Source organism: Tersicoccus solisilvae, assembly GCF_014643255.1.
GTDB classification, from domain to species: Bacteria; Actinomycetota; Actinomycetes; order Actinomycetales; family Micrococcaceae; genus Tersicoccus; species Tersicoccus solisilvae.
The window spans coordinates 152,106-164,505 of record NZ_BMJI01000002.1 but is presented as its reverse complement, the minus strand read 5'-3'; the positions used below and the strand labels follow the sequence as shown (position 1 = coordinate 164,505).

Here is a 12,400-nt window from a genome sequence, read left to right as displayed (position 1 = left end):
GTCCTCAGCGTCGCCGCAGGACCGGACGGTGCCCCTGCGGACGGCGCGGCCGCTGCAGCGGCACGGACAGCCGGTAGCGGTCCGCCCGGTAGTACGAGACCGAGAAGTCCACCACGACGCGGCCGACATAGGCTCGCCGCTCGATCTTCAGCAGCGGGTCGCGTGCGTCGATGGTCAGCAGGCGGGCCAGGGACGGTGTCGCCGAGGTCGCCTCGATGGTGTCCTCGCCCCACTCGATCACCAGCCCGTACTCCTCGCTGAGGTAGCGGTACAGCGAGGACGGTGGCGCCGCCCGGGCCATGCCGGGCACGTGCTGGGGCACGAGGAAGTTCTCGTCCACGCTCATCGGCTCCCCGTCGGCGTAGAACAGGCGCCGGTACCGGACCACCGGATCGCCCGGCTCCAGGCGCAGCTGCCGGGCGACGTGGTCGGACGCGGCGACGGCGCCGAAGTCCAGCACGGTGGCCGTCGGGATCATGCCGCGACGGGTCATCTCCTCGGTGTAGGAGGTCAGTTGCACGTGGATGGACCGCTTCGGGTAGGCGACGAACGTGCCGACCCCCACCAGCCGGTCGATCAGGCCCTCGGTGGCCAGCTCGTCCAGCGCACGCCGGACCGTCATCCGAGCCACGCCGAACCGCGCGGCGAGCTCGCGCTCCGGCGGCAGTCCGTCCCCGGGCTCCAGGACGCCGAGCACGTCCTCGCGCAGGTGCGCCAGCACACGGCGGTAGCCGGTCATGCCCTCCTCCACCACGCCTCCCTTCGACGAGGTGCGAAGAGGCCCGGAGCGGTCGCCCGCCCGGGCCTCTTCATCGAACCTTCCGTCCCGGGCATCGCTGGCCGGACACGGATCAGGACATCAGTGCGCGTGGTCCCCGCGGCTGTACTCGTAGACCCAGCCGACCAGGCCGACGACGGCGAAGCCGGCGCCGATGAACACGATCCACCAGCCGACGGCCATGCCCAGCATCGCGGCGGCGGCGGACAGGGCGAGAGTGAGAGGCCACCAGCTCCAGGGGCTGAAGAAGCCCTGTTCGCCGGCACCCTCGTGGATCTCCCCGTCGGTGCGGTCCTCGGGCCGGAAACCGACGCGCCGACCGGTGTACCAGAGGTACAGGCCGACCATCGCCGACAGTGCGGCCACGAGCCAGATGCCCAGGAAACCGACCGGCTCCGTCCACGCCACCATGAAGCCGTACACGGTGCCCACCAGAAGGAAGAACGGCACCATGTAGAGGAACAGTTTCGTCTCGACGCGCATGGGTCAGCCTTCTCCTCGGTCGGCCGGGCCGAAGACGGCCGCGGTGGGGTTGCGGGGAGCGGAGTGCGCCGCCAGCTCGGGGTGGTGCAGGTCGAGCGCGGGACGCTCGGACCGGATCCGGGGCAGCGAGGTGAAGTTGTGCCGCGGGGGCGGGCACGACGTCGCCCACTCGAGGGAGCCGCCGAAGCCCCACGGGTCGTCCACCATGACCTTCTCCTTGCGCCGCCAGGTCACGTAGACGTTCCAGAAGAACGGCAGCAGGGAGGCGCCCAGGACGAACGAGGAGACCGTGGAGATCTGGTTCATCCAGGTGAAGTTGTCCTCCGGCAGGTAGTCCGCGTACCGCCGGGGCATGCCCACGACACCGAGCCAGTGCTGGATGAGGAACGTGCCGTGGAAGCCGAGGAACAGCATCCAGAAGTGCACCTTACCGAGCCGTTCGTTCAGCATCGTGCCGGTGAACTTGGGCCACCAGAAGTAGAAGCCGGCGAACATCGCGAACACCACGGTGCCGAACACGACGTAGTGGAAGTGGGCGACGACGAAATAGGTGTCCGAGACGTGGAAGTCCAGCGGCGGGGACGCCAGGATGATCCCGGTCAGGCCACCGAACAGGAAGGTGATCAGGAAGCCGATCGCCCACAGCATGGGAGTCTCGAACGTCACCGAGCCCCGGAACATCGTGCCGATCCAGTTGAAGAACTTCACACCGGTCGGCACCGCGATCAACATCGTCATGAAGGCGAAGAACGGCAGCATGACCGAGCCGGTGACGTACATGTGGTGCGCCCACACCGTCACCGACAGGGCGGCGATGGCGATGGTCGCGAACACGAGGCCCTTGTAGCCGAAGATCGGCTTGCGGCTGAACACCGGGAAGATCTCGGTCACGATGCCGAAGAACGGCAGCGCGATGATGTACACCTCGGGGTGCCCGAAGAACCAGAACAGGTGCTGCCACAGGATGGCCCCGCCGTTCTCCGGGTCGAAGATGTGGGCACCGAACTTGCGGTCCGCGCCGAGCGCGAACAGCGCGGCGGCCAGGGGCGGGAACGCCATCAGGACGAGCATCGAGGTGACGAGCGCGTTCCAGGTGAAGATGGGCATCCGCCACATCGTCATGCCGGGGGCGCGCATGCAGATGATCGTGGTGATGAAGTTGACGGCACCGAGGATGGTGCCGAAACCGGACAGCGCGAGGCCGAAGACCCACAGGTCACCACCGACGCCCGGTGAGAACGTGGTGTTCGACAGGGGCGCGTAGGCGAACCAGCCGAACGACGCGGCACCCTGCGGCGTGATGTAGCCGGCGACGGCGATGAGCGAGCCGAACAGGTAGAACCAGAAGGCCAGGGCGTTCAGTCGCGGGAAGGCCACGTCCGGCGCGCCGATCTGCAGCGGCATGATCACGTTGGTGAACCCCGCGAACAGCGGCGTCGCGAACATCAGCAGCATGATCGTGCCGTGCATGGTGAAGAGCTGGTTGTACTGGTCCTTCGTCTGCAGGATCTGCATCCCCGGCTCGAACAGCTCCGAACGGATCAGCAGCGCCATCACGCCGCCGATGCAGAAGAAGAAGAACGAACCGATCAGGTACATGTACCCGATCGTCTTGTGGTCCGTGCTGGTCAGCCAGCTGACGACGATCCTGCCCTTGGAGCGCGGCACCACCCGGGGGGCGGTCCGGACGGAGGATTCCTCAGCGGTGTAGTCGTATGTTGACACGAGTCCCTCAGCCTTCCGACTCGGAGTTGGGGGTCAGGGACGCGTTGCGGTCGTACTCCTGGCCGATCTGTCCGCTCTGCCCACGGTCACGCAGCTCCGACATGTGCTGGTCGAACTCGGCCTGGCTGACCACCTTGACGTTGAACAACATCTCGGAGTGGTACTCGCCGCACAGCTCGGTGCACTTGCCGTCGAACTGCCCCTCCTTCTGAGGGGTGATCGTCATGTAGTTGGTCTTGCCGGGGATCATGTCCGTCTTCTGCAGGAACGCCGGCACCCAGAACGAGTGGATCACGTCGCGGGCGTTCAGCTGCAGCTCCACGGTGCGGTTGACCGGCAGGTACAGGGTCGGCAGCCGGTCCTTGGCGCCGGTCTGACCGTCCAGGTGGGCCTGCTGGCCGGTGTCGTACGTGTCCTGCTTGACGTAATTGAAGTCCCAGGACCACTGCTTCGCCCGGACGTCCACGACGACGTCGGGGTTGTCGCTGCGCTGCGTGATGTTGGTCTGGGCGACGTCCGTGAAGTAGAACAGCACGAACACCATGGCCAGCGGCACGAACGTGTAGAAGATCTCGATCGGCAGGTTGTAGCTGAGCTGCCGGGGATAGCCCTTGTCGTTCTTGCGGCGGCGGTAGGCGATGATGCACCACAGGATGAGACCCCAGACCAGCAGGCCGACGGCCAGGGCCGCGATCCACGAGTTGATCCAGAGATCCCAGATGTAGTGCGAGCGGTCCGTGATGTCCCGCTCGGACGGCAGCCAGCCCTTGCTGGCCTCACTGGTGCATCCGGACAGCAGCACGGCTGCCGCTGCCCCGATGGCCACCGTCCCGGCGAGACGGAACCGGTGCCCGCCGTTGGGTTTCCGCGAAGTCACGAAACGGCCCTTCCTCTTCGGTACGAGATGCGGTGCTGCCGTTCCGCATCCGCCTTCCGACGGTGCCCCGGGAACGTGACCGCTTTACTACTCTCTGTAGAGCCTACCGCCAGATCCGGGTTCCCGCCCCCATCCGAAGAACCGCGTGGCGGTCTCCGTGATGGGGCTGATCTGCGGCGGAGCCCGGCGGGTCGACCGCCGGGCTCCGGTGCTCTAGTGGAACGAGTCGCCGCAGGCGCAGGAGCCGGCGGCGTTGGGGTTGTCGATGGTGAACCCCTGCTTGGCGATGGTGTCCTCGAAGTCGATGCTCGCCCCCGCGAGGTACGGCACGCTCATCTTGTCGACCACGACCTCGACGCCGTCGTACTCGCGCACGGCGTCGCCGTCGAGCAGGCGCTCGTCGAAGTAGAGCTGGTAGATCAGACCGGAGCAGCCGCCCGGCTGCACGGCGATCCGCAGCCGCAGGTCGGTGCGGCCCTCCTGGTCGAGCAGGCTGGCGACCTTCTGCGCGGCGACGTCGCTGAGGTTGACGTCATGGGCGGGCAGGTCGGCGGTGTCCACGGTCTCGGTGGTCGATGCGCTCACGGTGAGTCCTCTCTGTGCTGACCGGGAACCGGGACGCGTGTTCTCGCGACCGGCGCCCGACGGCGTGGTTCCATCGTACGTCGTCCGTCAGCGTCGCAGCCGGTGCAGCAGCAGGGCCTCGGCGAGGATCGCGTTGCGGAAGTCGGACCGGTCCATCGACTCGTTCGCGCCGTGGGCACGCGTGTCGGGGTCGATGACGCCGGTGAGCAGGATCTGCGCCTCCGGGTACACCTCGGTCAGGTCGGCGACGAAGGGGATGGAGCCGCCCATGCCGGCCGTCACCGCCGGGGTGCCCCACGCGTCGCTCAAGGACCGCAGCGCCAGCTCCGAGGCGGTGGACGTGACGTCGGCGTCGAACGCCTGGCCCCGCTCCCCCGCGGTGAACTCCACCCGCGCGCCGAAGGGGGCGTGGTCGGTCAGGTGCCGCTCCAGCGCCGCCATCGCCGCGTCCGGGTCCTGCCCCGGGGCCAGGCGCATGCTCAGCTTGGCCCGCGCAGCCGGGATGAGGGTGTTGGACGCGACGTCGACCGCGGGCGCGTCGAGCCCGATCACGGACAGCGCCGGCCGGTTCCACAGACGCGTGGTCAGGGAGCCCGTGCCGGCCAGCTCCGTGCCGGGCAGCATCGAGGCGTCCGCGCGGAACGCGTCCTCGTCGTAGTCCAGCCCGTCGGCGGTGCCCCGGGCCAGGCCCTCGACGGCCACGTCGCCGTTCTCGTCGTGCAGCGTGCCGATCAGGCGGGCGAGCAGGGTGACCGCGTCGAGCACCGGGCCGCCGAACATGCCCGAGTGCACCCCGTGGTCCAGCACCGTCACGGTGACGGTCCCGTCGACCAGGCCGCGCAGGCTCGTGGTCAGCGCGGGCACGCCGGCCTTCCAGTTCCCGGCGTCCGCGACGACGATGACGTCGGCGCGCAGCAGGTCCCGGTGCGCGTCGAGGAAGGCGCGGAACGTCGGCGAGCCCGCCTCCTCTTCCCCCTCGACGAAGACGGTGACGCCGACGCCGGACTCCCCCACCGCCCGGGCCAGGGCGCCGAGCGCGGCCACGTGCACCAGCACGCCGCCCTTGTCGTCGGCGGCGCCGCGGCCGTAGAGCCGCCCGTCCCGCTCGACCAGGGTGAAGGGGTCGCTGTCCCACGCGTCGGGGTCGCCCGGAGGCTGCACATCGTGGTGGGCGTAGAGCAGCACGGTGGGCTGGCCCTCCGCCGCGGGCCGGGTCGCCACCACGGCCGGGCCGCCGGTCCGGTCGCCGTCGTCCACGCTGAGCACCTGCGCCTCGAGCCCGAGATCGGCGAACAGGCCGGCCACGGTGTGGGCGCTGCGCCGCAGGTTCTCCGGGTCGAAGGACGCCCACGCGATGCCCGGGATGCTCACCAGTCCGGCGAGGGCGTCGAGGGTGCCGGCGAGACCGTCGTCGACGGCGGCGGCGATCGCGGCCTCCGTGGCGTCGGCCGCGGTCGTCTGCGGGGAACGGAAGGTGGGTTCGCTCATGCCGGTCAGCCTAGCGGCGACCACCGGCGCGTCCGGTGAGGGGTGCGGGGCCCGAGGGGGCCCGCGCCCGGTATCCTTGACGGGTGTTCGGACGCAACAAGGGATCAACTGCCGTGACCGCCGCTCCCGTCGAGGAGCCGGCCGACGCGACGCGCCGTGCGGGCAAGGGCGCCCCCACGCCGAAGCGGCGCGACCAGGAGGCCGCACGGCGGCGTCCGCTGGTGCCCGACGACCGCAAGGCCGCCCGTGAGGCCAACCGGGAGGCGACGCGCGAGGCGCGGTTGCGCACCCGGCGGGCGATGGACACCGGCGAGGACAAGTACCTGCCGCTGCGGGACAAGGGACCGCAGAAGCGATTCGCCCGCGACTGGGTGGACGCCCGGTTCAGCGTCGGCGAGGTGCTGCTGCCCCTGGCGCTGGTGTTCGTGCTGCTGACGTTCATCCCGAACACCACGATCCAGTCCGTTGTGCTCGTCCTCTTCTACGCCTTCTTCGCGATCGTGGTGCTCGACGGGCTGTGGCTGCGGCGCACTCTCAAGCGGAAGCTGACGGCGAAGTTCGGGGCGACCGAGCGCGGCGTCTACTGGTACGCCTTCATGCGCACCCTGCAGTTCCGCCGGATCCGCCTGCCCAAGCCGATGGTCAAGCGCGGCCAGTACCCCTCCTGACCCGAGCCCCGTCGGGCGGCCGGCGGTCCGAAGCGTTCGACCTGCGGGGATAGGCTGGCCGGATGGATTATCGCTACCTCGGCAACAGCGGTCTCAAGGTCTCCGAGATCACCTACGGCAACTGGCTCACCCACGGCTCCCAGGTCGAGAACGACGTCGCCACCCAGTGTGTGCGGGCGGCGCTCGACGCGGGCATCACCACCTTCGACACCGCCGACGCGTATGCGAACGGCGCCGCCGAGCAGGTGCTCGGCGAAGCCCTGAAGACCGAGCGACGCGAGTCGCTGGAGGTCTTCACCAAGGTGTACTGGCCGGTCGGACCCAAGGGCGTCAACGACGTCGGGCTCAGCCGCAAGCACATCATGGAGGGCATCAACGCCTCGCTGGCCCGCTTGCAGATGGACTACGTCGACCTCTACCAGGCGCACCGGTACGACCACGAGACGCCGCTGGAGGAGACGATCCAGGCCTTCGCCGACGTCGTCCGGTCCGGCAAGGCACTCTACATCGGCGTCTCCGAGTGGGACGCGGACCAACTGCGGCGTGGCCAGGAGCTGGCCCGGCAGGCCGGATTCTCGATCGTCTCCAACCAGCCCCAGTACTCGGCGCTGTGGCGCGTCATCGAGAAGAAGGTCGTGCCGGCCTCCCGTGAGCTCGGCATCTCCCAGATCGTCTGGTCCCCCATGGCGCAGGGCGTGCTCTCGGGCAAGTACGAGCCCGGCAAGGACGCCCCGTCGGGCTCCCGCGCCACCGACAGCAAGGGCGGATCGCAGACGATCTCCCGCTTCATGGACGACAAGACCCTGACCGCGGTGCAGCGGCTCAAGCCGGTGGCGGAGCAGGCAGGCCTGAAGATGTCCCAGCTGGCCGTCGCGTGGGTGCTGCAGAACGACAACGTGGCCTCCGCGCTCGTCGGCGCCTCCCGGCCCGAGCAGGTGGCGGAGAACGTCGCCGCGGCGGGCGTGAAGCTCGACAAGGACGCCATGAAGGCCATCGACAAGGCGCTCTCCGGCGTCGTCGAGACGGACCCGGCGAAGACGGTCTCCCCGGAGCACCGTCCGGCCTGACCGGTCGCGGCCACGCAGCATCGCTGGGCCCGGGTCGCCGTTCGCCGGTGGCCCGGGCCCAGCGCCGTGTCGAGGCCGTCGGCGCGCCGAGTGTGCGCACGATGTCGTCATTCGGCGCGAACGCGTGCGTCACCCGCACACTCGGCGTAGGGGCGTAGGGGCGGCGGGGGCGGCGGGAGCCCTCTCAGCGCCGGACGGCACCCAGGCGGCGGGCCAGACCGCGGTTGATCCGCCGCGCCCAGAAGGGCCCCTCGTAGAGGAAGGCGGTGTAGCCCTGGACCAGGTCGGCGCCGGCGACCAGCCGCTCGGCGACGTCGTCGGCGGTCGTCACCCCGCCGACCGAGACGAGCGCGAGCCGGTCCCCGACCGCGGTCTTGAGCCGGTGCAGCACCGCCAGGGACCGGTCGGCCAGGGGGGCTCCCGAGAGCCCGCCGGCACCCGCGCCGGCGACCGTGGCGGCGTCGGTGGCGAGCCCGTCCCGGCGCAGCGTCGTGTTGGTGGCGATGATGCCGTCGAGATCGAGCTCGAGGGCGAGGGCGGCGACGGCGTCGACGTCCTCGTCGGCCAGGTCGGGGGCGATCTTGACCAGCAGGGGCACGTCGGGTCGGCCGGCTGCCGTGGCGGCCGCCCGCACGGCACGCAGCAACGGCGCGAGGGCGTCGATCTCCTGCAGCTGACGCAGCCCGGGCGTGTTGGGGCTGGACACGTTGACGACGAGGTAGTCGGCGTGCGGGGCGAGGGTGCGGGCGGAGAGCTCGTAGTCGGCGACGGCGTCCTCCAGCGGCACCGCCTTCGTCTTGCCGATGTTCACCCCGATGATCGGCCTCGGCGCGCCGTGGTCACGCGAGAGCGCGGCGCGGGCCGCGGCCAGTCGCGGCGCGAGGGCCGCGGCGCCGTCGTTGTTGAACCCCATCCGGTTGATCACGGCCCGGTCGGCGATCAGCCGGAACAGGCGGGGCCGCGGGTTGCCGGGCTGCGCGGTGCCGGTGATGGTGCCGACCTCGATGTGCCCGAAGCCGAGGTCCGTCAGGGCGACGGTGTGCCGGCCGTGCTTGTCGAAGCCGGCGGCCAGGCCGAACGGCGAGGGGAAGTCCAGGCCCATCACGGTGGTGCGCAGTGCGGGGTCCGGGGCGGCGATCCGGCGCAGGACCCGGCCGGCGCCGACGCGGTGCGCCAGCCCGATCAGCCCGGCGCCGATGCCGTGCGCGCGTTCGGCGTCCATCCACGAGAAGGCGGCCCGGAAGACGAGGGGATACACGCGCATGGGATCACGGTGCCACACGGGTGCCGCGCCGGCCGAATCACCCGCCCGCCCCGCTACTGCGCCCGCCCGCCCGGGACGGGCGCGGTGTCCGCCCCCGCCGCCACCGCCGCCTCCGTGCGGGAGGTGTGCACGGCGTCGATGTCCCGCAGGCTGAGGGATGCGGTCTCCTTCGCCGTGATCGCCGCGACGAGCGAGATGAGGCACGCCACCGTCACCAGGATCCCGACGGCCACCCAGTTGCCGCCCCCGGTGCCGGCGAGGGTGCCGGCGATGATCGGCGTCAGGCCGCCGGAGACCGCGAAGCCAACCTGCGTGCCCAGCGCGAGGCCGGTGACCCGGACCCGGATCGGGAACATCTCCGCGTAGAACGACGGCCAGACCGCGTTGGCCAGGGAGTAGAGCAGGCCCGACATCACGACGCCGAGCAGGAAGATCAGCGCCCAGTTGCCCGCAGCCACCGCGGCCAGGTACGGGTACACCATGATCGCCGAGCCGATCACGCCGGCCATGAACACCGGTTTGCGTCCGACCCGGTCGGCCACCGTACCGGCGAGCGGGATGACCAGCAGCGCCAGGGCGTTGGCCGCGACGGAGACCCACAGCATCGTCGCGCGGTCCAGTTTCACCACGGACGTCGCGAAGGAGAGCGACCACACCAGGAAGACGACGTTGACCGTGTTGATCATGGCCGCCGCCGCGACCCGGAGCATCGCGGCCTTGTGGAACCGGAACGCCAGCGTGATGGGCGAGGCTCCCCGGGTGGAGGCCGACTCCTCGACGGCCGCCTCGAAGGCCGGCGGCTCCTCGAGCCGGCGCCGGATGATCCAGGCGACGACGACCACCACCGCGGAGAGCCAGAACGGGATCCGCCAGCCCCAGCTGAACAGCTGGTCCTCCGTCAGAAGGAACGTGAACGGGATGAACACGCCGGTGGCCAGCAGCGTGCCGAACTGAGTGCCCTGCAGGGTCCAGCTGGTGGTGAAGCCGCGCCGGTGGTCGTCCGCGTGCTCCAGCGAGACCGAGATGGCGCTGGCCTGCTCGCCGGAGGCGGAGAGCCCCTGGATCAACCGGCACAGCACCAACAGCGCCGGTGCGAGGAACCCGACCTGGTCGTACGTCGGCAGGCAGCCGACGGCGAAGGTGGCGCCGCCCATGGCGAACAGGGTCAGCATCAGCACGAAGCGCCGGCCGAGGCGGTCACCGAGCGGGCCCATCAGCAGGGCGCCGAGCGGGCGGACGAAGTAGGCGACGCCCACGGTGCCCAGGGACAGCAGGATGGCGATGCCGGGCGCCGTGCTGTCCGGGAAGAAGAGGTGGTTGAGCACGAGGGCGGCGGCGGTGCCGTACACGGCGAAGTCGTAGTACTCCAGGGCGCTGCCGATCCAGGAGGCGAGCATCGCCCTGCGCGGCGTGCGGCCGTGGGAGGCGTCCGGATGGGCGGGGGCTACGGGCTGGTGCATGACGGTTCCTTCAGGGAGCGGGCAGGTCGGTGGGCAGGTGTGCGGGGCGGTCAGCCCCGCACGGGGTGCGGGGGCCGGGTGCGGCGGCGCTCGTCGAGGGCGAACTGAGCAGCGAGGCGCACCGGCGCGTTGGCGGCACCGTGGCCGTCGTAGCCGTGGCGGCGCTCGACCACCTCGAAGAAGAGAGTGCCGACGGTCTCGGTGTAGAAGTGCAGGTACTCGCCGTCCCCCTCGCGGTCGTAGAGCAGGTCGAGTTCGCGCAGGACGGCGACCTCGTCCGGGTCCAGCGGGAAGCGGGCGGCGAGGTCCTCGTAGTAGTTGGCCGGCACCGGCAGCACGGCCATGCCCGCGGCCCGGGCGCGCCGGGCCACCGCGACGACGTCGCTCGTGGCGAAGGCGATGTGCTCGGGGTAGGCCCCGGCGTCGAGCACGTGCGGCACCATGTTCAGGGCCAGCCGCACGCAGCCGTCCTCGGTACGCATCACCTGGCTGCGGACCAGCCCGCGGGGACTGGGCACCTCGGCGGTCGGTTGCCGGGACAGACCGAGGGTGCTCTCGAAGAACAGCACGGCCTCGTCGAAGGCCTGCCACGGCTGCGCGAGATTGACGTGGTCCACCGCGGTCAGCAGGCTCGTGGCGTCGCCCGGGGCCGGCCCGAACTCGTCCGCCCAGGCGGGGGTGGGATCGAGCGGAGCGAAGAAGATCTCCGTGCCGTCCGGGGCGAGGACGCCGACGAGCGCCTCCTCGTCGGGGGTGTTCTGGCGGGGCACCCGCGGTGCGGCGAGCATGCTCGCGCGGTCGGCGCTCGCGGCCGGATCGGCCACGGCCAGGCCGAGCGCCGAGATGCTCGGGGCCACCCCGCGGGCGCGCTGCCCGTCGATCACCATCCGGATGCCTCCCTGCTCCCACAACTGCACCGGCTTGCGCCGGTGCTGGCCCCGGAACCGGAAGCCCAGCTGGGCCAGCACGGTGCCGACGCCGTCGGCGTCGTCGGTGCGGATGTCCGTGAACGCGTGTCCCGCCGGGCCGCCGGAGCGTGGCAGGGCGGTCAGCGTCATCGCCTGCCGGCCGGCTCCGGCCGGCTCGGGCGTGCCGGCGAGCCGGTCCCGCGTCCGGTCCTGCAGCCACAGCAGGGACCGCATCCCGTCCAGCGCGGTGCGCAGCACGTCTGACTGCCGGAAGGTGTCGTTGAAGATCTCGAGGGACACGGGCCCGCCGTAGCCACCCCGCACCAGGTGAGCAAGGAACCCGGCGAGGTCGAAGCCCCCCTGGCCGGGGAACAGGCGATGGTGCCGGCTCCAAGAGAGGGCGTCCATCGTCAGTGTGGGCGCATCCGCGAGCTGGACGAAGAAGATCCGCTCCGGGTCGATGTCCTCGATGCCGGCGGGGTCGTCACCGCGGGAGAGGATGTGGAAGCTGTCCAGGCACGTGCCGACGGCGGGGTGATCGGCCAGCTCGACGATGTGCTGGGCGTGCCGGTAGGTGGAGACGTTCTTTCCCCAGGCCAGGGCCTCGTACGCCACCCGCACCCCGTGCCCGGCGGCCAGCTCGCCCAACCGGCGCAGGTGGTCGGCGGCGAGGTCGTCGTCGTCCGGTCCGGCGGTGGCGACGTTGGAGCACACCAGCATGGTGTCGATACCCAGCCGGTTCATCAGGCTGAACTTCGCCTCGGCACGGCGCAGGTTCTCGGCCAGCAGTCGCTCCTCCACGCCCTCGAAGTCGCGGAACGGCTGGTACAGGTTCAGCCGCAGGTCGAGCCGGTCGGCGAGGGCGCGCACCTCCTCGGGCGAGGCGGGATTGACGAGCAGGTCCTGCTCGAAGATCTCCACGCCGTCGAACCCGGCGCCGGCGCTCGCGTGCAGCTTCTCCTCGAGGCTGCCCGACATGCACACCGTCGCGATGGATGTCCGCACCTGGCTTCTCCTCTGTGTTTGCACTATTTGGCAATTATTGCTGTATGCTGAACACCGAGTGTGATGCAGGTCATGTCACGCTGTCAAGGTCG

11 protein-coding genes are annotated in these 12,400 nt (G+C 70.6%); 2 read left to right on the top strand and 9 right to left on the bottom strand.

The window, feature by feature from the left end; translation table 11 throughout:
• Positions 1-4: 4 nt before the first annotated feature.
• The 6 genes from IEX22_RS03645 to IEX22_RS03620 form a co-directional block, all read right to left on the bottom strand.
• The gene (locus IEX22_RS03645) at positions 5-739 is read right to left on the bottom strand and encodes a GntR family transcriptional regulator (RefSeq protein WP_188666393.1); all 735 of its coding nucleotides are present in this window, start codon (positions 737-739) and stop codon (positions 5-7) included.
• Positions 740-859: 120 nt separating this feature from the next.
• Entirely contained in the window at positions 860-1,261 is a 402-nt protein-coding gene (locus IEX22_RS03640) for a cytochrome c oxidase subunit 4 (RefSeq protein WP_188666391.1), read from the bottom strand.
• A 3-nt stretch (positions 1,262-1,264) separates the two neighbouring features.
• The gene (gene ctaD, locus IEX22_RS03635) at positions 1,265-2,986 is read right to left on the bottom strand and encodes an aa3-type cytochrome oxidase subunit I (protein ID WP_188666389.1); all 1,722 of its coding nucleotides are present in this window, start codon (positions 2,984-2,986) and stop codon (positions 1,265-1,267) included.
• Between the two features lie 7 nt (positions 2,987-2,993).
• Positions 2,994-3,863 carry an aa3-type cytochrome oxidase subunit II gene (gene ctaC, locus IEX22_RS03630; RefSeq protein WP_438816583.1) on the bottom strand — a complete coding sequence of 290 codons (870 nt, stop codon included), beginning with the start codon at positions 3,861-3,863 and terminating at the stop codon, positions 2,994-2,996.
• 213 nt (positions 3,864-4,076) lie between these two features.
• On the bottom strand, positions 4,077-4,448 hold the full coding sequence (locus IEX22_RS03625; RefSeq protein WP_188666387.1) for a HesB/IscA family protein: 372 nt from the start codon (positions 4,446-4,448) through the stop codon (positions 4,077-4,079).
• An 87-nt stretch (positions 4,449-4,535) separates the two neighbouring features.
• On the bottom strand, positions 4,536-5,936 hold the full coding sequence (locus IEX22_RS03620) for a dipeptidase (RefSeq protein WP_188666385.1): 1,401 nt from the start codon (positions 5,934-5,936) through the stop codon (positions 4,536-4,538).
• Positions 5,937-6,049: 113 nt separating this feature from the next.
• Between IEX22_RS03620 and IEX22_RS03615 the strand changes: the two genes are divergently transcribed.
• Positions 6,050-6,604 carry a DUF3043 domain-containing protein gene (locus tag IEX22_RS03615; protein ID WP_229659751.1) on the top strand — a complete coding sequence of 185 codons (555 nt, stop codon included), beginning with the start codon at positions 6,050-6,052 and terminating at the stop codon, positions 6,602-6,604.
• A 62-nt stretch (positions 6,605-6,666) separates the two neighbouring features.
• The gene (locus IEX22_RS03610) at positions 6,667-7,671 is read left to right on the top strand and encodes an aldo/keto reductase family protein (protein ID WP_188666381.1); all 1,005 of its coding nucleotides are present in this window, start codon (positions 6,667-6,669) and stop codon (positions 7,669-7,671) included.
• A 184-nt stretch (positions 7,672-7,855) separates the two neighbouring features.
• On the opposite strand, the gene IEX22_RS03605 is transcribed toward IEX22_RS03610, so the two are convergent.
• Genes IEX22_RS03605 through IEX22_RS03595 form a run of 3 tightly spaced genes read right to left on the bottom strand, consistent with a single transcriptional unit; the run spans position 7,856 to position 12,308 of the window.
• Positions 7,856-8,935, bottom strand: coding sequence for a quinone-dependent dihydroorotate dehydrogenase (locus tag IEX22_RS03605; protein ID WP_188666379.1), 1,080 nt, complete (start codon positions 8,933-8,935; stop codon positions 7,856-7,858).
• A gap of 53 nt (positions 8,936-8,988) precedes the next feature.
• Positions 8,989-10,395 (bottom strand): MFS transporter, encoded by a 1,407-nt coding sequence (locus tag IEX22_RS03600; protein WP_188666377.1) that lies wholly within the window; start codon positions 10,393-10,395, stop codon positions 8,989-8,991.
• Between the two features lie 50 nt (positions 10,396-10,445).
• Entirely contained in the window at positions 10,446-12,308 is a 1,863-nt protein-coding gene (locus IEX22_RS03595; protein ID WP_188666375.1) for a bifunctional sugar phosphate isomerase/epimerase/4-hydroxyphenylpyruvate dioxygenase family protein, read from the bottom strand.
• Positions 12,309-12,400: the final 92 nt, after the last annotated feature.